The sequence below is a fragment of the Candidatus Pelagibacter sp. HIMB1321 genome (assembly GCF_900177485.1).
Taxonomy (GTDB): domain Bacteria; phylum Pseudomonadota; class Alphaproteobacteria; order Pelagibacterales; family Pelagibacteraceae; genus Pelagibacter.
This window is the reverse complement of sequence record NZ_LT840186.1, coordinates 1279792-1303884: the sequence shown is the minus strand read 5'-3', so window position 1 is coordinate 1303884 and position 24093 is coordinate 1279792. Positions and strand designations below refer to the sequence as shown.

Here is a 24093-nt window from a genome sequence, read left to right as displayed (position 1 = left end):
AAAAATTAAAAAAAGATAATCAAATGAGTATTTTAATTTTAGTTAGACATGGGCAAAGTACTTGGAATCTTGAAAAAAGATTTACTGGTTGGGTAGATGTTGATCTAACCGAAAATGGCAAACGGGAGGCTAAAAAAGCTGGAGAATTAATAAAAAATTCAGATATTAAAATTAATGAATATTTCTCGTCCCTCCAACTCAGAGCAAATAATACACTAAAGATTATTCAAAAAATACTCAATGATGAAAGAGATTTTGTAAGAGCCTGGGAACTTAATGAAAGACATTATGGAGCGCTAACTGGACTTAATAAAATTGAGATGAGTCAAAGACTTGGTGAAGAAAAAGTTTATCAATTTAGAAGATCTTGGGATCTAAGACCTGATCCTCTTAATAAAAAAAGTCCATACCATCCATTAAATATTAAAGTATATAAAGATATAGCGGTAGAAAATATTCCTGACACAGAGTCTTTAAAAGATACATATGAAAGAGTTACAAACTATTTTAAATCACAAATTGAAAATAGAATAAAAGATAACAATTTTTTAATTTCTGCACATGGAAATTCTATTAGAGCTTTATGTAAATATTTATTTAAACTTGATGAAAATCAAATAGCTAAATTAGAAATTCCTACGGGCAATCCTTTATCAATAAATATTAATGAAAATTTAGAAATTTTAGATTGTGAATATTTGGATAAAGAAAGGGCTAAAGATCTAGTAGTTTATTAAATGTTTCAAGGTCAGTTGCATGATAAAATTCCAACTTACTTTCAAAACCACTTAGCAAATTATTCTTAATCAAATCTGACCAAATTTCAGAAATTGAAAAATTTTCTATAGATCTATCTTTAAAAATTGATTTATTTAAAATTTGACAACCTGTGTATATAAAATTTTTATGATCTTTAGTGATTAAATTATTATCTAAATTAAAGTCTCCCTTTAGACTTTTGTCAAAACTTAATTTTCTATCTACTAATAAAAGTAAATTTTTTAGTTTTTTTTTGTAATATAAATTAATCATACTCTCAATTTCTAATGAATAATTTTTGTTCCAAATTGTATCGGGATTAAATACTAAAAAATCATTTTCATTAATTTTACTAACTAAGTTAAGAACTCCTCCTCCTGTATTTAAAATAACATTCCCATCTTCAATCACCTTGATTTCTATCTCAAAATTATTTTCTTCAATAAATTTGTTTATTTGTTCTTTTAGATAAAAAGAATTGATAAAAATTTTTTTAATACCAACTTGCTTGATAAGATTTATACAATGTTCCAATAATGCTATATTTTTAATTTTTAAAAGTGGTTTTGGTGTCTTTAAAGTAATTGGATTTAACCTTTTACCATAACCAGCACATAATATTAAAGCAGTGTTTATTTTCATTTATTTTTTTTTAAAACTTTGAGTAAATAATTCAAATCTCTAAAATTATCACTTTGAGAGCGAAGTTTTATTAATCTCCAGGTATAAGGAATTAATTGAAGGTATTTTTTTTTATTATCTCTAACTGCTAATCTTGTAAAAATTCCAATAATTTTTAAGTTCCTTAAAACAGATATAATTTCAAAATCATTTTTAAAATATTTCTTATTTAATTTTTTTTGTGTTTTTAAATAAGAGTTGTAGATTTTATTTTTCAAAGCAACTGGAGTTTGAAATCGAACATCATCAATCAAGGATGCTAAATCATAAGCTTTATTTCCTATCAAGGCATCTTGACTGTCAATTACACCAATATCATTTTTAACTACCATTAAATTAGATATATGAAAGTCTCTATGAACAAATGTATCATTTTTGAAATGAATTTTTTTGATCAAAATTTTTATAATTTTATTGAATGAATTTTTGAATTTTTTTTGTTTAGATTTTTTTATTTTATTTTTGATATACCAATCTGTGAAAAGTTTAGCTTCTTGCTCTAAAATTTTAGGAGTATATTTTGGAACTTTATATATTTGATTTTTAAAATTAATTACTTTTTTTTGAGATATTGATTGAATTCTATTAAGTAAATTAACTATCTTTTTGTAAATATTAATTTTGTTAATTCTTTTATTCTTAAAAAGATTAAATATAGTTTCGTTTCCAAAATCTTGAATTTCTATAAAATTTTTTGAATAATTTTGAGACAACAACTGAGGTGCGGTGATTTTATTTTTAATCAAAATTTTATTTATAGAATCATAATCCAACAAATTAGATTTCTTATCTTTTTTTGAGTAAACAATGATAGAGGAGTTTTTATTATTTTTTTTTCTATAAAAATTTCTCGATGAGGCATCTCCCTTTAATTTTTTAAATTCTTTTGAAAAATTCATTTATCGAATAATTTTAATACACCTATCTTTAAAATCATTTTTATACTCAAAATACAATTTAGTTAAATTTTTAGGCACTTCTTTTATAATTTGAGGCCATTCTATTAATACTATTTCTTTTTCATTATTTTCAAATAAATTGAGGTCATTTAATTCCTCAGAAGTTTTTAACCTATAAAGATCATAATGTTTTATCAATATGTCTCCTATTTGATATTCATTCATTATATTAAATGTAGGACTTGTAACTTCAGTAATATTTTGATTAAATTTAAGCTGTAAATTGTTTATGAGGTATTTTACAAAAGTTGTTTTGCCAACTCCCATTTCACCAAATAAAAAAAATACAGTTCCCTTTTCAATTTTTTTATTAAGACCTTTTGCGAACTCTTCTAATTTTTTTTCAGTTGAAATGTCTATGTTACTACTTTTATTAGTAGCGGTATGCATCGGGTTTAAAAGGACCTTCTGTCCCAACACTTATATAATCTGCTTGATCTTTAGAAAGCTTAGTAAGTTTTGCACCAACTTTTTTCAAGTGAAGCATTGCTACTTTTTCATCTAAATGTTTAGGAAGCACATAAACTTTGTTTTCGTATTTTTGGTGATTGTTCCAAAGTTCTATTTGTGCGATAACTTGATTGGTAAAGGAAGCGCTCATAACAAAACTTGGATGCCCAGTAGCACATCCTAAATTTACTAATCTTCCCTCTGCTAATAAAATTATTCTTTTTCCACTTGGTAATTCTATTTCATGTACTTGTGGTTTTACTTCAGACCATTTATAGTTTCTTAAAGCTTCAACCTGGATTTCATTATCAAAATGTCCAATATTACATAAGATTGCTCTGTCCTTCATATTTCTCATATGATCAGCTGTAACAATATCTTTATTACCTGTTGCAGTAACCACGATATCTGCTTTATCAATAGCTTCATCCATCAAAACGACTTCATAGCCTTCCATAGAGGCTTGTAAGGCACATATTGGGTCAGCTTCAGTCACTAGCACTCTTGCACCACTCTGTCTTAAAGATGCTGCACTACCTTTTCCAACATCACCAAAACCAGCTACTATTGCAACTTTACCTGACATCATCACATCAGTTGCTCTTCTAATCCCATCTACAAGACTTTCTCTACAACCATATAAATTATCAAATTTTGATTTAGTAACAGAATCGTTCACATTAATTGCTGGAACCATTAAAGTTTTATTTTGTTCCATCTTATTTAAAGCTTTTATTCCTGTGGTTGTTTCCTCTGAAACACCTTTGACTTCTTTAAGTAATTCTTTGTAATCATTATGCATCATGGCTGTTAAGTCACCACCATCATCTAGTAACATATTTGGTTTCCAATCTTTTTTTCCTTCAATTGTTTGTTTGATACACCAAATGTACTCTTCTTCCGTTTCCCCTTTCCATGCATAAACAGGTATTCCTGCTTTAGCTATTGCTGCTGCAGCATGGTCTTGAGTTGAAAAAATATTACAAGATGACCATCTAACATCAGCTCCAAGATAAACTAAGGTTTCTATCAATACAGCAGTTTGAATTGTCATGTGAAGACAACCAATAATTCTTGCACCTTTTAATGGTTTTTGATCGCCATATTCTTCTCTTAATGCCATCAATCCAGGCATTTCACTTTCTGCTATTGAAATTTCTTTTCTTCCAAATTCTGCTTGAGAAATATCTTTTACTTTAAAATCATCCATGAGTGTGGCTTCTAACAATATTATTTTGGATTATCAACTAAACTTTATGCTCTAGAAAAAATTATTTCTAAATTAGCTCCTCTTTTATCTGTTCTATTTAAAGCGTTTATAGAGGCATTATGAAGATCAGTTAAGTTTTTTACAATATTCAAACCCAAACCAGAATGTTGGCCAAATTTATCAGGTCTATTACTGTAGAATCTTTTAAATATTTTCGATGTATCCTTCTCTTTGAATCCAGGACCTTCATCAAAAATATTGATAATTATTTGTTTTTTTGAATTTTGTGAAATCTTTATATCAATAGTCTTATTATCTTCACTAAATGAAATCGCATTATCTAAAAGATTTGCAATAATTTGCTCTATTCTATTTTCTATTCCATTAATTTGATAATTTTTATTTCCATCATTTGAAAATGAAATAGTAATACCTCGTTTGGATTGATAAATATTATTATAATCATCAACTACTGATTTAATAATTGGTATTAAATCAATTTTTCTAAATTTCTCTTTACTTAAAGCAACCTCATCTTTTAATATTTGTGAATAATCTGTAATTAATCTCTCAATTCTTTGAACGTCATGACTTAGAATATTAATTAATTTTAATCTTTCATCTGTTTCTTTTGTTTCGCTTAAAATTTCAGAAGCACTTTTTAAAGAAGCCAAAGGATTTCTAATTTCATGAACAAGATCTGTAGAAAAATTTTCAGCATGTGATATTCTTTTCTGAAGCTCTAAGGTCATATCATCTAATGATTTTGACAATAAACCTAGTTCATCATTTCTTACTTTTAAATTATCAATGTTAATTTTTTTGTGCTCTTTATTTTTTATCTTATTTGTGTAGGCGACTAAATTTTGGATAGGTTTTAAAAAATATCTATTAAGAACAAATGAAAATATTAAAATTACGATACCAACAGCAAATGCAGTTCTGATAACAAAAGTTTTTCTCTCATCAATTGCAGCCCTTATATCATTAGCATTTTCAGTGATTGCTACATAGCCAATATTAACATCATTTCTAAAAACATTTTTTATTGTTGTTAATTTAAAATTGTTAAATTCTTCCTGGGTAAATGTAAAAGGTATGCCAAAATTTTTTGATCCTGCATAATTAAAGAGAATATCTTGAAGAGAAACAAGATTATCATTTCCAATATTTATATTTTTTTTTTCAGTAATTTCTTTACTTTTCTCCTCATTTAAAACTTCTAATTCAACTATATCTAATCTGGAAGAAAATGATCTTGGATCAAGATCAAGTGTATCTGTATCACCAACTAGATCTAACTGATTATCGAAAAAAATTACACGATCAAGACTTTGAAAGATAAATCTTGTTGAAAATAAAAACTTTCTAATGTCTTCTTCATTAAATTGGATTTCTAACCTTTCTAAATTATCAATAGTATTATTAATTATCTTAATATGATTAGACGATTTATTTTTTATCAAATTTGGTTGTACAATTTTTAAATATAAAAATGTGAATAGACCTAAAATTGAAAAAAAAATTAAATTTATAAATAAAAATTTTTTTAAAATTGATAGATTTTTTAGGAGATAATTAAACATTAACTAACATTCCATCTATATCCACTTCCATATCTAGTTTCTATAGCTGAAAAATCAGGATCAACTTTTTTGAACTTTTTTCTAATTCTCTTAACATGACTGTCAATTGTTCTATCCTCAATATCTGTATCTTCTCTATAAGCTATATCCATCAGTTGTGCTCTTTCTTTTATAATTCCAGGTCTTTTAGCTAATTCCTTAACTATTAAAAATTCTGTTGTAGTCAGTTTATCAGGTAATTGATGACCATTCCATTCACACTCTAATTGAGATGGATCTAGTTTCAGTTTTCCATGAGCAATAATATTTTTATTTTCTTCAATATTAGTATCTATATCTTTTTTTCTGAGTTGAACTCTTATTCTTTCAATCAAAACTTTTATAGAAAAACCACCTGACTTTTTTATAAAATCATCAGCACCAAGTTTAAGACCTAAAAGTTCATCTACTTCATCATCTTTGGACGTTAAGAAAATCACAGGCAGTGAAGTTTTTTTTCTTAATTTTTTTAATAATTCTTCGCCATCCATTTTAGGCATTTTAATATCTACTACCGCAAGGTCTGGTGGAGTTCTCGTTAATCCAATTAAAGCACTTTCACCATCAATATATGTCTGAACTTTAAAACCCTCTTTTTCTAAAGCTATACTTAAACTTGTTAAAATATTTCGATCATCATCAACAAGTGCTATAGTTTGTTTGTGCATGGGTTAGTTTAAAAATACTAAATTGTTCTAATTTGGGCAATTAATTAAATTAATGTAATTCACCCCAATTATTACCACTATTAATATCAACAGTAAGTGGGATTGAGAATGAATGATAATCACTATCTGCAACACTTACCATTTCATCTTTTATGATCTTCATCATCTTTTTAATCTCACTTTTTTTTACTTCAAAAATTAATTCATCATGAATTTGAAGTAACATTTTAGATTTAATTGATTTTTCATCTTTTAATTTTTTATCAATTCTAATCATTGCAAGACGCATAATTTCAGACGCTGATCCTTGAATTGGAGCATTAATAGCAGCTCTTTCCTGAAAATTTCTTACATTAAAATTTTTATCATTTATTGAATTAAAATGAGATCTTCTTCCAAAAATATTGTTTACATACCCACTTTTTCTACAAAACTTAATTGTATTATCCATGTAGATTTTAATTTCTGGAAATTTTGCAAAATAAGCATTTAAGAACTCCTCTGCTTCATGATTTGAAACATTAATTTGCTTTGCCAGCCCATACTGTGAAATTCCGTAGATAATACCAAAATTTATAGCTTTTGCTTTTCTTCTTTGGTCCTTATCTACTTTTTTAATATCAACATTAAATATTTGGCTTGCAGTTAATGAATGAATATCCTCATTATTTTTAAATGCTTTTTTTAATTCTTTAACATCTGCCAAATCAGCTAATATTCGCATTTCTATTTGATTATAATCTGCAGAAATTAGAACATTATCTTTTTCAGCAATGAAAGCTTTTCTAATATCTCTACCATCTTCAGTTTTAATTGGTATATTTTGCAAATTTGGATCACTTGATGCTAATCTTCCTGTTGTGGTCGCGGCAAGGAGAAATGAAGTGTGAACTCTTTTTGTATTAGGGTTTAAATGTTCAGGAAGAGAGTCAGAATAAGTATTCTTTAATTTTGATAATTGTCTCCAATCTAAGACTAATTTTGCAAATTGATGACCTTTGAACGCTAAATCTTCTAATACTGAAGCACTAGTTGCAAAACTTCCTTTTTTCGTTTTTTTCAATCCAGTTATCTTTAAATCATTATAAATAACTTCACCCAACTGCTTAGGAGACGCAATATTAAAATCTTTCTTTGAAATTTTAAAAATTTCTTTTTGAATTTTTTCAATTTTTTTTTCAAACTTTGAAGACAACAAATTTAAAAATTTATTATCAATTTTAATACCTTCGATTTCCATAAAAGCTAAAATTTTAATCAAAGGCTTCTCAAAAATTTCATAAATATTAAATAATTTTTCAGATTTAAGGCTTTTATAAAATTTTTTATAAAGTCTGTAAGTAACATCTGTATCCTCTGCTGCATAATCCTTTGCCTTATCTACCTCTACCTCACTAAAATTAATTTCTTTTTTTCCTGTTCCAACAAGGTCTTTAAATTTAATAGGTGTGTGATTTAAATGAATTTCTGAAAGAGTATCCATGTTATGTCTATTTTTCCCAGCATCCAACACATAGGACATCAACATAGTGTCTTCCATAGAATTAAGGGTAATTCCATTTTTGTAAAAAATAATAAAATCAAATTTTATATTTTGACCAATTTTTTTAATACTTGGATCTTCTAAGAGAGGTTTTATTTTTTTTAAAACCTCTTTGATATTTAAACTTTTTTTAGATTTATGTCCTACGGGTATATAACAAGCTTTACCAATTTTTGAACTTAGAGAAATTCCAACTAAATTTGCTTGATTTGGATCTAAAGAGTCTGTTTCAGTGTCTACTGCTACTTCTCCAATTTCTTCTGCCTCGTTAATCCATTCATCAATTTCATCTACTTTATTTATTAAATAATAATTTTTATTATTGAATGGTTTTGGAGATTCAGTTGTGTCTTTTTTTTCACTCTTAGAAATTAAATTTGGTTCTCCATATGCAGAAATTACTGAGCTCAATAAACGATTAAATTCCATTTCTCTTAGAAATTCATAAAGTTTATCTTTATCTATCTCTTTTAATTTAAATTCAGTAAGTTCTCTATCCACAGGTGCATCATACTTTAAAGTAACAAGCTCCTTACTAATTAATGCCTTATCTTGGTTTTCAATTAAAGTTTCTCTTCTTTTATTCTGTTTAATCTCATGGGTAGATTTTAAGAGTTTCTCTAAAGTTCCATATTTGTTTATTAACTCTGCAGCTGTTTTAACTCCTATACCTGGTACACCTGGAACATTATCACTACTGTCTCCAGCTAAAGCTTGAACATCGATTACCTTGCTGGCATCAACACCAAACTTTTTAAATACATCATCTTCGTTAATAAATTTATTTTTCATAGGATCAAAAATACGAACACCTTTTTTATACAATTGCATCAAATCTTTATCTGAAGAAACAATGGTTACTTTTGCTCCTGATTTTAAAATTTGATCAACATATGTTGCTATAAGATCATCTGCTTCATAATTTAAAAGGTCCACAGATGGTAAATTAAAAGCTAATACTGACTTTCTTATATATTCAAATTGGGGAGCTAAATCATCTGGTGCCTCTGATCTATTAGCTTTGTAATCACTGTAAATTTCGTTTCTAAAAGTTTTTCGAGCGGAGTCAAAAATTACCGCAAAGTGTGTTGGTTTTTGAAGATTTTCGTTTGATTTAGAATCCTCTAGTAACTTAAACAACATGCTGCAAAACCCGCTTACAGCACCTGTCGGTAGTCCATCACTTTTTCTTGTTAAAGGAGGTAAAGCATAATAAGCTCTAAAAATATACCCTGATCCATCAATTAAATAAAAATGATCTGTTTTTTGAATTTTGCTCATTAAATGTAAATTTTATAAATCGTATTATCATCTATTAATACAAAAATACATTTTCAATTGTCTAAAATTTACCACTAGAATATCAAATGAATAAAGGTTAGTATTAACTATGGAACTTATAAAACAAAACTTTCAAACTAAATTAATTAAATCAATATTAGCAGTTGTACTAGGTTCAATTGTTTTAACAATTTCTGCTAAAATAAAAATTCCTTTCTACCCAGTGCCAATGACGATGCAAACTTTTGTGGTATTGCTTTTGGGTTTAAGTTTTGGTTATAAAATTGGTTTATCTGCTGTAGGACTATATTTATTGGAAGGTATAGTTGGTTTGCCTGTTTTTTCAAATTCACCAGAAAGAGGAATTGGATTAGTTTACTTTACTGGCCCCACAATGGGATACTTGATCGGGTTTTTATCAGCTTGTTATCTTGCAAGTTTTGTAAAATTAAATGATAATTTTTTCATAATATTTTCTAAACTTACTTTGGCAGTATCAACTATTTATATATTCGGAGTTATATGGCTTGGTACTTTAATAGGCTGGGACAAACCAATTTTAAATTTGGGTGTTGCTCCGTTTTTGTTAGCTGAAGCTTTTAAAGTATTGTTATTAAGTTTATTAGTAAAAAAGCTAATTAAATTGAAAAGCTTTATCTAGGAGATCTTTTAGACAATATTCTCTGTAACGTCCTTCTGTGCATTTTAAGTCTTCTTGCAGTTTCTGAAACGTTTCTATTACATAATTCAAATACTCTATGAATATGTTCCCACTTAACTCTATCAGCTGACATTGGATTTTCAGGTGGAGCTGCTTTTTTTGAGGGATCAGCTAACAATGCTTTTTCTACATCATCAGCATCTGCGGGCTTTGCTAAATAATCAATTGCGCCCTCTTTTATAGCTGCAACAGCAGTTGGTATATTTCCGTATCCAGTTAACATTATAATTCTACTTGATGAATTGGATGTCTGAATTTCTTTCACTACTTCAAGACCATTTCCATCTGCTAATCTTAGATCTACAACTGCGAATCCTGGTTTTTTAACTTTAACAGTATCGATTCCTTTTTTTACACTTTCAGCTTGTAAAACTTCAAAGCCTTTCTTTTCCATCGCTCTAGATAATCTCTCCCTGAAAGGGTTATCATCATCAACTATAAGCAAGGATTTATTATCAAAATCGCTTAAATTTTGGAGAGTGGCTTCGTTTTTCATATGGCTTATATGGAGATTATTTCAGGGAATGCAATAGAAAATTATTTGCTTTACATGCCTTTATTATTGGCTTAATTGCACGATTTATAAAAAGTTTTTTAAGAAATTAATAAGCTTTTTTTTTATTAAATTTTTTTTTGGAGACAAATAAATGCAAAAATTTAAATCAGTTGAAGATTTAGTAAATCAATTGAAACCTGAAAAACCTGTTTACTGTATCAGAAAAAAATCAGTATTTTCAGCATCATCTTTTTTTCAAAAAAACTTTCCTGGTGATATATTATATGCAGTAAAAACAAACCCTCATCCTTTGGTCATTAAAACCTTGCTAGAAAGTGGTATAAAACAATTTGATGTTGCTTCAGTTGAAGAAATTGAACAAGTAAGAAAATACTCAAGTATAGCTAAATGCTCTTACATGCATACGATTAAAAGCCCTGAAAGTATAAGGAAAGCTTATTTTAAATTTGGAGTAAAAACTTTTTCTTTAGATACAAAAGAGGAGCTGATTAAGATTATAAAAAATACTGATAATGCAAAAGACTTAGAATTATTTGTTAGAGTTGCAGTTTCAAATGAACATGCGGAAATTGATCTATCCAAAAAATTTGGGGCTTTAAATTCTGAAGCTTTAGGGCTTCTTAGATTAGCGAAACAATATGGAGAAAAAGTAGGATTAAGTTTTCACGTTGGATCTCAATGTATGCACCCTATTTCATATGCCAAAGGAATTACTGAAATTGGAAATATAATTAAAAAAACTAAAATAACACCAGATTATATTAATGTTGGAGGTGGATTCCCTACAATATATCCTGATTTAATCCCTCATAATTTAATGGAATATTTTAGTGAAATTAAAAAAGGCTTAGAAAATCTAAAGTTTGAAAAAATGCCAAAAATTATTTGTGAACCTGGTAGAGCTTTAGTTGCTGAAAGTGGATCAACAATTGTTAGAGTAAATTTAAGAAAAAAACAAAAACTTTATATTAATGATGGAACTTACGGGACACTGTTCGATGCTGGTACACCAAATATTGTTTACCCTTCAAAAATGATAAAAGAAAATTCAAGTAAAATTATTTCAAAAAAAATGACTGCTTTTAATTTCTATGGTCCTACATGTGATAGTATGGATTATATGAAAGGTCCATTTGTTCTCCCAAATAATATTAAAGAAAATGATTATATAGAACTTGGCCAACTAGGAGCTTATGGACTAACTTTTAGAACTCAATTCAATGGATTTTACTCTGATGAAATATACGAAGTTGAAGATGATCCAATTATGAGCCTTTATAATAAGGACATTAGTAAAACTACACTAGTTGCTTAATGTCAAAAGATAAAAATCTTAAACATAACAGTAAAAAATATTTCCTTAAAAATCCTGTAGAGCACATCGACATTACTTCTTTTGATTCAAGACCAATTATCTCCTCAATGGAAAAAATGTCTTTTGTCTCAAGAGAAACGGCCAATGCAGCAAATATATTTAACGATATGATTAAAGACAAAGAATGTACAATTTTTTTAACTTTGGCTGGTTCTACTTCAGCAGCTGGCTGTATGAGTGTCTATAAAGATTTAGTTAAATATAATATGGTTGACGCTATTGTTGCGACAGGTGCATCTATAATTGATATGGATTTTTTTGAAGCACTTGGCTTCAAACACTATCAAGGTTCACAATTCCAAGACGATACTGAATTAAGAAAAAACTATATAGATAGAATTTATGACACCTACATTGATGAAGATGAATTACAAATGTGTGATAAAATCATCGGTGATATTGCAGATACTTTAGAGCCTAGAAGTTACACTTCGAGAGAATTTATCTATGAAATAGGTAAATATCTTAAGAAAAATTCAAAAAAGAAAGATTCATTAATTGAAAATGCTTATGACAACAATGTTCCAATATTTTGTCCTGCATTCACTGACTCAAGTGCTGGATTTGGTCTTGTAATGCATCAAGAGAGAAATCCAAAAAAACATATGACTATAGACTCTATTAGGGAATTTAGAGAACTAACAGAAATCAAAATAAGATCTAAAGGATCAGGATTATTTATGATCGGAGGTGGAGTGCCTAAAAACTTCATTCAAGATACAGTGATCTGTGCTGAACTATTAGGTAAAGAAGTTGAAATGCATAAATATGCTGTTCAAATAACTGTGGCTGACTCTAGAGATGGTGCATGTAGCAGCTCAACCTTGAAAGAAGCAAGCTCATGGGGGAAAGTAGATGTAACTAAAGAACAAATGGTTTTTGCAGAAGCAACTAGCGTTTTACCATTAATTGCAAGTGATGCTTATCATAAAGGTGAGTGGAAAAAAAGAGATAGAAAAAACTTTACAAAGATTTTTGGATAAAAATTGAATTACCTTTCTAATAAAAATGGATTTCTAGGAATAGATAATAAATTTAATTTTAAGGAAAAAGTTGTAATTGTTCCATTTGGTTTAGAAAAAACAGTTAGTTATGGAGGTGGTACAAAAAATGGTCCAAAAGAAATAATTAAAGCATCTCATCAAGTTGAGTTATATGATGAAGAACTTAATTGTGAACCTTATAAAGAAATTGGAATTAAAACACTTAAACCTTTCAAAATTGATAAAAATATTAATAAGGCACTAGATAAGATGGCTTCAATTAATGATAAAATATTAAATAAAAAGCTTTTTCCAATGACTTTTGGAGGTGAACATTCAATAACACCTGGTTGTTTAAAACCATTTGTAAAAAAAAATAAAAAAATCTGCCTTCTTCATTTTGATGCTCATGCTGATTTAAGAGATAGCTATGATGGTGAAAAATTTTCACACGCTTCTGCAATTAGAAGATGTTTAGATTATCCAAATGTATCTGTTATTTCATTTGGAATAAGAAACATTTCACAAAGCGAAATTCCTTTTTTAAAAAAAAATTCATCAAGAATTAATATTTTTTGGGCAAAGGATAAACCCAAGTGGAATTTAGATAAATTCAAAAAAATGATAAAAAATAAAACTGTCTATCTAACTTTTGATGTAGATGGACTAGACTCGAGCATAATGCCAGCCACTGGTACCCCTGAGCCAGGAGGTTTGCTTTGGGATGAAACTTTAAAAATTATTAGAATTGCCTCAAAAAATTCAAATATTATTGGTGCAGATATTAATGAACTTGCGCCTATCAAAAATTTTAATTCTTATAATTTTTTAGTAGCAAAATTGGCTTATAAAATATTAAGCTATAAGTTTTTATCTAAGAAACTGGCTTAAAAGTATTTAAAAGCACTCTAAAAGGAATTAACATAGCTAAAGCTACAATTAACTTAACTGATAAATCTCCAAAAGATAATGTTACCCATGGTACTCCCGTTGCATAAAATGAAATTGAAAAAAATAAGAAAGTATCAACTACTGAACCTACGATTGAAGAGGTTAATGGCGCTATAAACCATTTTTTCTCTCTTAATCGATCAAAAATTTGAACATCTAGTAATTGAGCTACAAAAAAGGCTATTCCAGAACCAAAAGCAATTCTAATTGAGATCAAATCTTGAAAATTTGTAGAAAATAAAACAGTGGAACCTACACCAATAAAAAAGCCTATATATACAATTTTTTGTGCAATTAACTTTCCGTAAGATCTATTCGCTAGATCAGTGATTAGAAATGCAATTGGATATGTAAATGCTCCATATGTCAAAATTTCACTTAAACCATAATTATTAATTGGAAACTGAACAAGATAATTAGAAGATAAAACAATCACACCCATCAAAAATGATAGGAATATAAATGTTTTATTCATTAAGCTGACTTAGATGCTGTCGCTTTTTTTTTGAAATGGAGATTTAATTAAAATACTTTTTTTTAATTTTTTAAGTCTTGGTGATAAATTTTTATTTTTAACAACTTTTAAAAACTCATCAAAACTACCTTTTTTATCAACTGATCTTACTCCAGCATTACTAACAGTTAATTTAAGACTTCTTTTTAAAAGTTCACTTGTAAATTTTACTTTTTTTAGATTTGGTAAAAATCTTCTCTTTGTCTTATTGTTAGCGTGACTAACGTTATGACCCTTCATTGGAATTTTACCAGTTAATTCACATTTTTTAGACATTGTAGCCGACTATATAAGGGGTGATGAGGTTAGCGTCAAGTTAATAGAATTAAATTTTATTATCTATTTCCTATTATTTCACTAAAATTTTTAACTCCATCTTTTTCTAGTAGCTCAGCTAGATCATTTTTTATCAAGTTTACAATATTTGGTCCTTTATAAACCATACCAGTATATAGCTGCACTAAATTGGCACCTGATAAAAATTTATTATAAGCACTAAAACCTGAATCTATACCTCCAACACCAATGATTTTTATTTTCCCATTTAGGTATTTATAAAATTTATTAATCAATAAATTAGATTTATCTTCTATAGGTTTTCCCGATAGACCTCCTTTTTGGTGTTTTTGAATATCCCTTAATTTTTCTCTAGTAGCATTTGAGGTATTTGAAATAATTACAGCTTCAATATTTTTGGACAATAAAACATCTGAGATTTTTTCTATTTCATTGTCTTTAATATCTGGTGCAATTTTTACTACTATAGGAATATCAGACTTTAAATTTTTTTTTTCGTTTTCAATTTCTGTTAACAATTCATCTAATTTTGTTTCATCATGGAAATTTCTTAAATTTTCCGTATTAGGTGAAGAAATATTAATGGTTATATAGTCTGCTAACTTGTTAAATGTTCTTATTCCAATCAAATAATCCTCTAACCTATTTTTAGCATCCTTATTCGGCCCTACGTTAATTCCAAGCAATCCTATTTTAGGGTTTTTTTTAATTCTTAATTCCACATCTTGGGCTCCACGATTATTAAAACCTAATCTATTTATCAAAGCTTCATCTTCGACTAATCTAAATACTCGTGGTTTAGGGTTTCCATATTGACTTAAAGGGGTGACGGTTCCAACTTCAACAAACCCAAAACCTAACTTAAATAATTGGTTATATACTTCTGCATTTTTATCAAAACCAGCAGCCATACCAATAGGATTGCTAATTGATTTATTGAAGATTTTAGTTTTGAATAATTCATCATTATCATTTTTATCAAAAATGTTTGGTACAAAATTTAGTTTTAAAGATTTGATTGCTAGCTTATGAGCTGTTTCTGGATCTAACTTAAATATTAATGATCTTAAATTTGAAAACATTATTTAATTTTGCTCATTATAAGCTCTTTAGTTTCATTAACACCAAAAAAACTTATAAAAAAACCCATACGTGGTCCATTCTCATCACCAAACACTACTTGATAAATTAACTTAAACCAGTCTCTCAGATTTTCAGCATATCCATTTTCTTTGCCGGTAGAATAAATTAATGTTTGAATGTCCTCAGGAGACATTTGATCATTACATTTCTCAAGATTCTTAACAAGCGCTTCTAAAGCAATTTTCTCCTCTTGATTTGGTTTTTTATAGTTTTTTTGAGATTTAATTACATCATTAAAATATTTAATCGCGTAGCTTACTAGGCTATCAAAAATTGGAAAGTTCTCTTCATTTATATCTGGTTTGTATTTTTTAACAAATTTCCAAAGAAGATCTTTTGAATTTGCATTGCTTGTTTCAACTAAATTTAACAACATTGAAAATGACATAATTGAATTTTCTTTTGGGATTTTTCCATTATGAACATGCCAAACAGGATTCATAAGCATTTTTAGTTCATCTTGATTTTTTGCTTTTTCAATAAAATCTAAATATTCGTCTACTGCTTTAGGTACGATTTCCTTGTAAAGTTTTTTTGCTCTTTTTGGATTTTGATACATGTACAAAGACAAACTTTCTGGTGATGCATATTCTAACCATTGATCAATTGTAATCCCGTTACCTTTTGATTTAGAAATTTTCTCTCCTTTCTCATCCAAAAATAATTCATAAGCAAATCCAGAGGGGTTATTTTTTCCAATTAATTTAATAATTTTTGTAGATAAAATTGCACTTTCTATAAGATCTTTTCCATACATCTCAAAATCAACATCAAGCGCATACCATCTCATTGCCCAATCTACTTTCCATTGAAGCTTACAATTGCCATCTAAAATACTTTTTTCTAATTTTTTTCCTTCATTATCAAAAATGATTTTAGAATTATTCTTATCAATTTCTAAAACGGGTATCTCTAAAACATGACCCGTATCTGGGCAAATAGGTAGAAATGGACAGTAAGTTTTTTGTCTTTCCTTTCCTAATGTAGGCAAAATTATATTCATGATACCATCATAATTTTCTAATATTAGCTGTAGTGTTGAATTAAAAAAACCTGATTTGTATAATTTTGTTGAGCTTTTAAAATTATATTGAAATTGAAAACTATCTAAAAATTTTTTTAACATTTCATTATTATGCTCACCAAAACTATTAAACTTTTCAAAAGGATCTGGAACTTCTGTTAATGGTTTGTGCAAATTATCTTCTAATAGCTTTTGATTTGGAACGTTGTCTGGAACCTTTCTAAGACCATCCATATCATCAGAAAAAGTTATTATTTCTGTTGGTAAGTCAGTTAATTGCTTTAAAGCATTAACCATCATAGAAGTTCTGGCAACTTCTCCAAACGTTCCGATATGTGGCAATCCACTTGGGCCATAACCTGTTTGAAGTGTAATTTTACCTTTTTTTTCAATTAATGATTTTCTTTCACGAAGCATTTTTTTAGCTTCAACGAATGGCCAAGCATTAGTTTTATCTAAGTTTTCTTTTTTTATCATGAATTACACTTTTTATTATAATGAATTTGCCAATTCTTATAGTGTTGAAATTTATTTACCATAAAATAATGTTCTCTCAAAATGTCTAATTATAAAACAGTTTTTTTTACACTTGGTATTTTACAAATAATTTTAGGTGTATTCATGTTTATTCCAATAGTTTTTCAGTTTATTTATTCTGAAATAGACTCATCTTTTTTTGGAGCTTCTCTTGTTACAATAATTTTTGGTACATTATTTTTTTTGTCAAATTTAGATCATGATAAAAAACTAACTCTACAACAAGCTTTTCTTCTTACAGCTCTATCTTGGTTGAGTATTGCAATATTTGGTTCATTACCATTTATCTTTTCTGATTTAAATTTTTCATTCGTAAATGCTTTTTTTGAGAGCATGTCTGGAATTACAACAACAGGATCTACAATTATTTCAAATCTGGATAAAATGCCTAAAGGTATATTATTATGGAGAGCAATTCTTCAATGGTTAGGTGGAATTGGAATAATTATTATGGCAATCACCTTAATGCCAATAATGAATGTTGGTGGAATGCAACTTTTTAAAATATCTAATAACGACTCATCGGAAAAGATATTACCAAAGTCTAAAGAAATAGCTCTTAGACTAATTTATATTTACACATCATTAACTTTGTTATGTGGATTAACTTATAAAATTTTTGGCATGAGTTTTTTTGATAGCTTAACACATTCAATGACAACAATAGCAACTGGAGGTTTCTCTAATTATAATGAATCTATTGGATTTTTTGATAGTGTTTCAATTGAAATTTCTGCAATGATTTTCATTATCTTAGGCAGCTTACCATTTATTGCTTATATTAAATTCATCAGTGGAGATAGAAAAATAATATTTAATGATGTTCAAGTTAAAACTTTTTTTAAGATAATTATTGTAAGTATAATAATACTATCAATATATCTTCTTATAACTGGATCTGCAGATCTAAATCTTAGATCTATATTTTTTAATATAATTTCAATACTAACGGGCACAGGTTATGTAAATGCTGAGTTTGATACATGGGGAAGCTTCACGCTAATACTTTTTTTAGGCTTAATGTTTATTGGTGGATGTGCTGGATCAACAACTTGTGGTGTTAAAATATTTAGAATTCAAATACTATATCTATTTGTAGTAAATCAACTTAAGAAAATAATTTATCCAAAAGGTGTTTTTGTCCTAAAATATGATCAAAATCCTATCGATAACAAGTTCATATCATCAATTATCTCTTTTATTTATATGTACTTGGTTATTTTTTTCATTTTAACTGCTTTATTGTCTTTAACTGGATTAGATTTCATTACCTCAATATCAGGAGCTGCAACATCAATATCCAATGTAGGTCCAGGACTTGGATCAATAATTGGTCCAAATGGAGACTTCTCAACTCTGCCTGATATTTCTAAATGGATTTTAACATTAGGGATGATACTTGGTAGACTTGAGCTGTTTGCAATATTGGTATTATTTCTTCCTTCATTTTGGCGTAACTAATTATGATTGAGATTAAAAAACAATCATTGTCAGAAACATTTTCAATTTATTTTGATCAGAGAATGTTCAAAATTCTTTTACTGGGCTCAATATCAGGTTTTCCATGGGTTCTTATAGGAAGTAGCCTTAGCCTATGGTTAAAAGAAGATGGTTTAAGCAGATCTACAGTGGGTTGGGCTGGATTAATTTTTGCTGTTTATGCTTTTAATTATTTATGGGCACCTCTAATTGATCGAATTCAAATTCCTTATTTAACAAAAAAAATTGGTCATAGACGTGGATGGATTGTTTTGATGCAATTGTTTATTTTAAGCTCACTTGGCTTATGGAGTTTAATAGACCCTACTGAAAATTTAGCACTAGTGATAAGTGTTGGTCTATTAATTGCAATAGCATCAGCGACACAAGATATAACTGTGGACGCTTTACGGATCGAACAAATAGGTGAAAATGAGGGAAAATCTATGGCCGCTGGAGCTGCAATGGCGGTTGTTGGTTGGTGGAGTGGTTATAAACTTGGAGGGGTAATTGCTTTATTTTCTGCAGACTATCTTCAAAGTTTAGGAATTGAAAACTATTGGCAACTTACATTCTTAATACTTGGAGTATTAATTATCTTAATGAATATCGGACTAATGTTCGTAACTGAAACAAACTCAGAGGAGAGAATAAAAAAACAAGCTTTAAACGATAAACTTATCTCAGATAAACTGGGTGATAATAATTTTTTTTCTAAATTCGCTGTGTGGATTAGTGGTACTATTAGTGGCCCAATAATAAGTTTCTTCAAAAAAAATGGTTTTTCAATAGCTTTAGGAATACTTGGCTTTGTTTTTCTCTTTAAAGTTGGAGAGGCATTTCTTGGTAGGATGTCTATTATTTTTTATAAAGAAATTGGGTTTAGTAAATCGGATATTGCAATTTACTCAAAAACATTAGGTTGGATTACAACAGTAGTGTTTACTTTGCTTGGTGGACTTTTTGTTATTAGATCGGGAGTTTTAAAAGCTATGTTTTTAGCTGGTATTATTATGGCTACTACCAACATACTTTTTAGCGTTTTAGCATGGAGTGATAAGTCTGAATTACTTTTTGCAATAGCAGTAATATTTGATGATATAGCTGCAGCATTTGCAACAGTTGCTTTTGTTGCTTTTATATCTTTATTGGTTGATAGAGCTTATACAGCTACTCAATATGCCTTACTTGCTTCTATTGGTACCGCTGGAAGAACGACATTAGCTTCTTCTTCTGGAGCACTTGTTGATTGGTTAAATGGAAACTGGGGTCTATTTTTTATCTTAACAGCTTTAATGGTTGTCCCTTCACTACTAATACTTTGGTCAATGAGAAAAAAGTTAAAAATAGTTAATGAATAATTTTTATAATAAATCAATTGGAAATATTTATTCTAAAACTTCAACAAAATCTGAAGTTACTTCTCAGATTTTATTTGGAGAAAAATTTAAAATACTTTCTAAAAATAAAAATTGGGTAAAAATTAAAACTAGCTTTGATAATTACATTGGTTTTATAAAAAAAAGTAAATTTATAAAAATACACAATCCTGATTTTAAAGTTTTTTCTTCAAAGAGTCCTGTGTTCAAAAAAATTAATAATAAATTTATTAAAACAAACAATCATTTATATTTTTCTAGTACAATTACTAATTTTGAAAATGAAAAAAATTATATTAGGTTTGGGAATAACAAATGGGTCAATCAGAAAAATTTAAAATCAATTAAATATACAGATAAGAATTATAAAAAAATTTTTAAAATTTTTTTAAATACAAAATATCTTTGGGGTGGAAAAAGTGTAAGTGGTATTGACTGTTCAGCTTTAATTCAAATTTTTTTTAAATTTAATGGAGTTTTTTTTCCTCGAGATACAAAAGATCAAATTAGATATTGTAAGAAAAAAACAATTAAAGAATTTCAAGCTGGTGATATTATTTTTTGGAAAGGCCATGTTGGCTTGTGTATAAATAAATCAAAATTTATTCACGCATATGGACCTAGAAAAAAAGTATTAATTATGGGTATCAAAGAAACCATTGACCTTATTCATAGAACTGCAAATCTTAAAATTAAAAAAATAAGTAATATTAAAAATTATTAATTTCTTCCAAAATCTGGTTTATCAATATCCTGTTTCAATTTTATAATTTTTGTTCTTACTTTTTTGGTATTTATTAATTTGTTGAGAATTGATCTATTATTTTTAGTATTAATATCTTTTTTAAAAGAATTTAGATTTTTTATAAAAAGATCAATTGCTTTAGAGATGTTTTTTTTATTATTAAAAAAAATATCTCGCCACATAATTTCATTAGAAGCGGCAATTCTTGAAAAATCTCTTAAACCTCCTGCACTATATTTTATAAGATCATACTTTTCTTGTTTTTCAAAATCTTGAGCAGATTTAACCAGATTGTATGCTATTAAATGCGGTAAATGGCTCGTGATAGAAAAAATTCTGTCATGCTTATCAATACTCATCTCAACTAATTTAGAGCCAATTTTTTTCCAAAATTTTTTAAGCTCAGAAAGATGCTTAAGATTAGTATCTTTTTCTTTTATTAGTACACACCATTTATTTTCAAATAAATTTTCTTTACCATGTTTAGGTCCGCTTACTTCTGACCCTGCTATGGGGTGACTTGAAGTCCAGAAAATATTCTTTTTAAGATGTTTATTTATAATTTTGAATGACTCTTTTTTAGAAGATCCCACATCTGTAATAATATGTTTGGATGTCAAATGCTTATTCATTTTCAATATTAGATCTTTATAAGAACTCATTGGTGTGCATAAAATTATCAAATCAGATTTTTTTATTCCCTCTGCAAAGTTTGAAATTACAGTTCCACCAACACTTAATTTTTTTATTTGAGATATATGTTTTTTAGATTTTTCAAAAATAAAAACTTTTTTTGCAATTTTTTTTCGATTAATTTTTCTCAAAAGAGAGGACCCAAGCAAACCACATCCAATTAATAGAATATTTTTCATTTGTCTAAAATTCTTTTTGCAATACTTAAAAATTTTAAATTATCTAATTTCGATCCAATAGTTAAACGTAATTTATTTTCAATATCATATCCTTCATCAGTCGATCGTAAAATAATACCTTTATTTTTTAACTTGTTATAAAATTGTTTAGCTTTTATTTTTGCCTTAGAAAAATCTAAAAACAGAAAATTTGCAGTCACTGCGTTAGAATATATTTTATACTTTTCTAAAAAAAGTTTTATCTTTTTCGCATAAAATAAATTGTGTTTAATTGATCTCTTAATAAAGCTTGTATCTTTTAAAGCTTCTACAGCAGCTAATTGAGCTATTTTGTTAACATTAAATGGAGGCTTAATTTTATTAAGCTCATCAACAATTTTTTTTGCTCCATATCCCCAACCAATTCTTAAAGCTGAAAGACCATATATTTTAGAGAAAGTTCTTAAAATAAAGACATTGTCTAAATTTTTAAAAAGCTTTAATCCGGAAGAATAATCTTTATTAACCATGTATTCACAATATGCATCATCAACAACTAGCAAAATATTCTTATTTAATTTTTTTCTTAAATTTAAGAGTTCTTTTTTAGTTAAGTATGTACCTGTTGGATTATTTGGATTTGCCAGAAATACAATTTTGGTTTTACTAGTAATATTTTTTAAAATTTCTTTGGTTGAAATTTTAAAATTATCTTCTTTTGCAAACCTAACTTTAGCACCCACAATTTTTGAATAAATCCTGTACATCAAAAAGCTATACTTTGGTACAACTACTTCATCATTAGGTCTTAAATATAGCTGACAAAGCATTTGGATTACCTCATCAGAGCCTGCGCCACAAATTATTTTATCAATATTGCAATTAAATTTTCTCGCTAATTCTTGTCTTAAATTATTGGATTTACTGTCAGGATATCTGAAAATGTTTAAATTTTTATCAGACAAAACCTTTTTAACTTTGCTACTTACACCAAGTGCAGACTCGTTTGCTGAAAGCTTTATGATTTTTTTTAATTTTCTGACATTTGACTTTCCTGGCTGATATGCCTGAATATCTATTTTTTTAAAAGCAGGTATTGTCATGTTTCTAATATTTAATTCCTTATAATTAAAATAGTTAAATATTTATACTGAATTAGTTTATTTTTTTATAAAATTGACAATATCTGTCTCTTCTAGTACAAATTTTTTGCGCTGATTTAACTGAATTGCGAGCGCTTTAAAAAAACCGCTAAACAAGTTTTTTTCTCACAATTCACCCCGTCAGTAACAAAATTATGAAAAATTTAAAGACATTATTAGTAAAAGAACCATTAAAATTAGACTGCGGTAGAACTATTGAGAATTTTCCAATTGCATATGAAACCTACGGTGAATTAAATGAAAAAAAAGATAATGCCATATTGGTATTCCACGCATTAACAGGTGATCAATTTGTAACTGAGATTAATCCTATAACCAATAAAGAAGGTTGGTGGTCTTATGCTGTTGGACCTAATAAAGCATTGGACACTAATAAGTTTTTTGTAATATGTGCAAATGTTATTGGTGGATGTATGGGTTCCTACGGACCCAGTTTTAAAGATCCTTCAACTGATAAGATTATAGGTACTGATTTTCCAGTTATTACAATTAATGACATGGTAAACGCACAAATAAATTTACTTGATTATTTTAATATAAAGAAACTTTTTTCTGTTGTTGGTGGATCAATGGGTGGAATGCAAGTTTTGCAGTTTGTAAGTAATTTTCCAGAAAAGGCATTAACTGCAATACCAATTGCTTGTACATCTAGTCACTCAGCTCAAAATATTGCTTTTAACGAGTTAGGCAGACAGGCAATCACCGCAGACTTAAATTGGAAAAATGGTGATTACTCAAATCAAAATATAAATCCTAGCAAAGGGTTATCTGTTGCTAGAATGGCAGCTCATATTACTTATTTATCTAAAAAAGGATTACAAGAAAAATTTGGTAGAAAGCTTCAGGAAAGAGATGATTTAAAATTTGGTTTTGATGCTGATTTCCAAATTGAGAGTTATTTGAGATATCAAGGATCGGTTTTTGTAGATAGATTTGATGCTAATAGTTATCTTTATATTACTAGAGCAATGGATTATTTTGATCTAGCAAAAAAATTTAATGGAAATTTATCTGAAGCCTTTGCCAACACAAAGACTAAATTTTTTATAATTTCTTTTACTTCAGATTGGCTTTATCCAACTCAAGAAAATAAAGAAATTGTTATAGCGCTAAATGCTATAGGGGCTGATGTTGGATTTGTTGAGATAGACTCTGATAAAGGACACGACTCATTTTTGCTTGATGTGCCTGATTTTTTAAGTGCTCTTAAAAACTTTTTAGATAAATCTTATAAATAG

23 protein-coding genes are annotated in these 24093 nt (G+C 27.9%); 9 read left to right on the top strand and 14 right to left on the bottom strand.

The window, feature by feature from the left end; translation table 11 throughout:
* Nucleotides 1-23 precede the first annotated feature (23 nt).
* Complete coding sequence (locus tag B9N70_RS06965) at nucleotides 24-737, top strand: 2,3-bisphosphoglycerate-dependent phosphoglycerate mutase (protein WP_085115074.1); 714 nt, start codon at nucleotides 24-26, stop codon at nucleotides 735-737.
* Here B9N70_RS06965 and B9N70_RS06960 read toward each other — a convergent pair.
* From B9N70_RS06960 to polA, 7 genes are read right to left on the bottom strand one after another with little or no spacing between them, the layout of a single operon-like run.
* The gene (locus B9N70_RS06960; RefSeq protein WP_085115073.1) at nucleotides 715-1401 is read right to left on the bottom strand and encodes a sugar phosphate nucleotidyltransferase; all 687 of its coding nucleotides are present in this window, start codon (nucleotides 1399-1401) and stop codon (nucleotides 715-717) included. The genes B9N70_RS06965 and B9N70_RS06960 overlap by 23 nt on opposite strands.
* Nucleotides 1398-2339: a phosphotransferase gene (locus B9N70_RS06955; RefSeq protein WP_085115072.1), complete on the bottom strand. Its 942-nt coding sequence runs from the start codon at nucleotides 2337-2339 to the stop codon at nucleotides 1398-1400. Before B9N70_RS06955 ends, B9N70_RS06960 begins: the two co-directional genes overlap by 4 nt.
* Nucleotides 2340-2789 carry a tRNA (adenosine(37)-N6)-threonylcarbamoyltransferase complex ATPase subunit type 1 TsaE gene (tsaE, locus tag B9N70_RS06950; protein WP_085115071.1) on the bottom strand — a complete coding sequence of 150 codons (450 nt, stop codon included), beginning with the start codon at nucleotides 2787-2789 and terminating at the stop codon, nucleotides 2340-2342. It lies immediately after the preceding gene.
* Nucleotides 2773-4059 carry an adenosylhomocysteinase gene (gene ahcY / locus B9N70_RS06945; RefSeq protein ID WP_085115070.1) on the bottom strand — a complete coding sequence of 429 codons (1287 nt, stop codon included), beginning with the start codon at nucleotides 4057-4059 and terminating at the stop codon, nucleotides 2773-2775. The genes tsaE and ahcY overlap by 17 nt, the downstream gene beginning before the upstream one ends.
* A 44-nt stretch (nucleotides 4060-4103) precedes the next feature.
* A complete protein-coding gene (locus tag B9N70_RS06940) occupies nucleotides 4104-5645 on the bottom strand; it encodes a sensor histidine kinase (protein ID WP_085115069.1) in 1542 nt (513 codons plus the stop codon).
* Nucleotides 5645-6352, bottom strand: coding sequence for a response regulator transcription factor (locus B9N70_RS06935; RefSeq protein WP_085115068.1), 708 nt, complete (start codon nucleotides 6350-6352; stop codon nucleotides 5645-5647). Before B9N70_RS06935 ends, B9N70_RS06940 begins: the two co-directional genes overlap by 1 nt.
* A gap of 49 nt (nucleotides 6353-6401) precedes the next feature.
* Entirely contained in the window at nucleotides 6402-9176 is a 2775-nt protein-coding gene (polA, locus tag B9N70_RS06930) for a DNA polymerase I (protein ID WP_085115067.1), read from the bottom strand.
* A gap of 109 nt (nucleotides 9177-9285) precedes the next feature.
* Between polA and B9N70_RS06925 the strand changes: the two genes are divergently transcribed.
* Entirely contained in the window at nucleotides 9286-9837 is a 552-nt protein-coding gene (locus B9N70_RS06925) for a biotin transporter BioY (protein ID WP_085115066.1), read from the top strand.
* Here B9N70_RS06925 and B9N70_RS06920 read toward each other — a convergent pair.
* The gene (locus tag B9N70_RS06920) at nucleotides 9830-10393 is read right to left on the bottom strand and encodes an ActR/PrrA/RegA family redox response regulator transcription factor (RefSeq protein WP_085115065.1); all 564 of its coding nucleotides are present in this window, start codon (nucleotides 10391-10393) and stop codon (nucleotides 9830-9832) included. The two genes, B9N70_RS06925 and B9N70_RS06920, sit on opposite strands and share 8 nt — an antisense overlap.
* Before the next feature lie 151 nt (nucleotides 10394-10544).
* Here B9N70_RS06920 and B9N70_RS06915 point away from each other — a divergent pair, with 151 nt between their 5' ends.
* From B9N70_RS06915 to speB, 3 genes are read left to right on the top strand one after another with little or no spacing between them, the layout of a single operon-like run.
* Nucleotides 10545-11729, top strand: coding sequence for a type III PLP-dependent enzyme (locus B9N70_RS06915; RefSeq protein WP_085115064.1), 1185 nt, complete (start codon nucleotides 10545-10547; stop codon nucleotides 11727-11729).
* Complete coding sequence (locus B9N70_RS06910; protein WP_085115063.1) at nucleotides 11729-12772, top strand: 1,9-bis(guanidino)-5-aza-nonane synthase; 1044 nt, start codon at nucleotides 11729-11731, stop codon at nucleotides 12770-12772. The genes B9N70_RS06915 and B9N70_RS06910 overlap by 1 nt, the downstream gene beginning before the upstream one ends.
* Nucleotides 12773-12775: 3 nt before the next feature.
* Nucleotides 12776-13663, top strand: coding sequence for an agmatinase (speB, locus tag B9N70_RS06905; RefSeq protein ID WP_085115062.1), 888 nt, complete (start codon nucleotides 12776-12778; stop codon nucleotides 13661-13663).
* On the opposite strand, the gene B9N70_RS06900 is transcribed toward speB, so the two are convergent.
* Genes B9N70_RS06900 through B9N70_RS06885 form a run of 4 tightly spaced genes read right to left on the bottom strand, consistent with a single transcriptional unit; the run spans nucleotide 13647 to nucleotide 17178 of the window.
* Entirely contained in the window at nucleotides 13647-14198 is a 552-nt protein-coding gene (locus B9N70_RS06900; protein ID WP_085115061.1) for a queuosine precursor transporter, read from the bottom strand. The two genes, speB and B9N70_RS06900, sit on opposite strands and share 17 nt — an antisense overlap.
* 9 nt (nucleotides 14199-14207) lie before the next feature.
* Complete coding sequence (gene rpmB, locus B9N70_RS06895) at nucleotides 14208-14513, bottom strand: 50S ribosomal protein L28 (protein WP_085115060.1); 306 nt, start codon at nucleotides 14511-14513, stop codon at nucleotides 14208-14210.
* A gap of 59 nt (nucleotides 14514-14572) precedes the next feature.
* Nucleotides 14573-15616, bottom strand: coding sequence for a quinone-dependent dihydroorotate dehydrogenase (locus tag B9N70_RS06890; RefSeq protein ID WP_085115059.1), 1044 nt, complete (start codon nucleotides 15614-15616; stop codon nucleotides 14573-14575).
* Nucleotides 15616-17178 carry a lysine--tRNA ligase gene (locus tag B9N70_RS06885; protein ID WP_085115058.1) on the bottom strand — a complete coding sequence of 521 codons (1563 nt, stop codon included), beginning with the start codon at nucleotides 17176-17178 and terminating at the stop codon, nucleotides 15616-15618. Before B9N70_RS06885 ends, B9N70_RS06890 begins: the two co-directional genes overlap by 1 nt.
* Nucleotides 17179-17259: 81 nt before the next feature.
* Here B9N70_RS06885 and B9N70_RS06880 point away from each other — a divergent pair, with 81 nt between their 5' ends.
* From B9N70_RS06880 to B9N70_RS06870, 3 genes are read left to right on the top strand one after another with little or no spacing between them, the layout of a single operon-like run.
* Nucleotides 17260-18699: a TrkH family potassium uptake protein gene (locus B9N70_RS06880; protein WP_085115057.1), complete on the top strand. Its 1440-nt coding sequence runs from the start codon at nucleotides 17260-17262 to the stop codon at nucleotides 18697-18699.
* A gap of 2 nt (nucleotides 18700-18701) precedes the next feature.
* Complete coding sequence (locus B9N70_RS06875) at nucleotides 18702-20078, top strand: AmpG family muropeptide MFS transporter (protein ID WP_085115056.1); 1377 nt, start codon at nucleotides 18702-18704, stop codon at nucleotides 20076-20078.
* On the top strand, nucleotides 20071-20820 hold the full coding sequence (locus B9N70_RS06870; protein WP_085115055.1) for a C40 family peptidase: 750 nt from the start codon (nucleotides 20071-20073) through the stop codon (nucleotides 20818-20820). The genes B9N70_RS06875 and B9N70_RS06870 overlap by 8 nt, the downstream gene beginning before the upstream one ends.
* On the opposite strand, the gene B9N70_RS06865 is transcribed toward B9N70_RS06870, so the two are convergent.
* On the bottom strand, nucleotides 20817-21713 hold the full coding sequence (locus B9N70_RS06865; RefSeq protein ID WP_085115054.1) for a prephenate dehydrogenase: 897 nt from the start codon (nucleotides 21711-21713) through the stop codon (nucleotides 20817-20819). The two genes, B9N70_RS06870 and B9N70_RS06865, sit on opposite strands and share 4 nt — an antisense overlap.
* A complete protein-coding gene (gene hisC, locus B9N70_RS06860; RefSeq protein WP_085115053.1) occupies nucleotides 21710-22795 on the bottom strand; it encodes a histidinol-phosphate transaminase in 1086 nt (361 codons plus the stop codon). The genes B9N70_RS06865 and hisC overlap by 4 nt, the downstream gene beginning before the upstream one ends.
* Before the next feature lie 194 nt (nucleotides 22796-22989).
* On the opposite strand from hisC, the gene metX reads away from it, so the two are divergent.
* A complete protein-coding gene (gene metX, locus B9N70_RS06855; protein ID WP_085115052.1) occupies nucleotides 22990-24093 on the top strand; it encodes a homoserine O-acetyltransferase MetX in 1104 nt (367 codons plus the stop codon).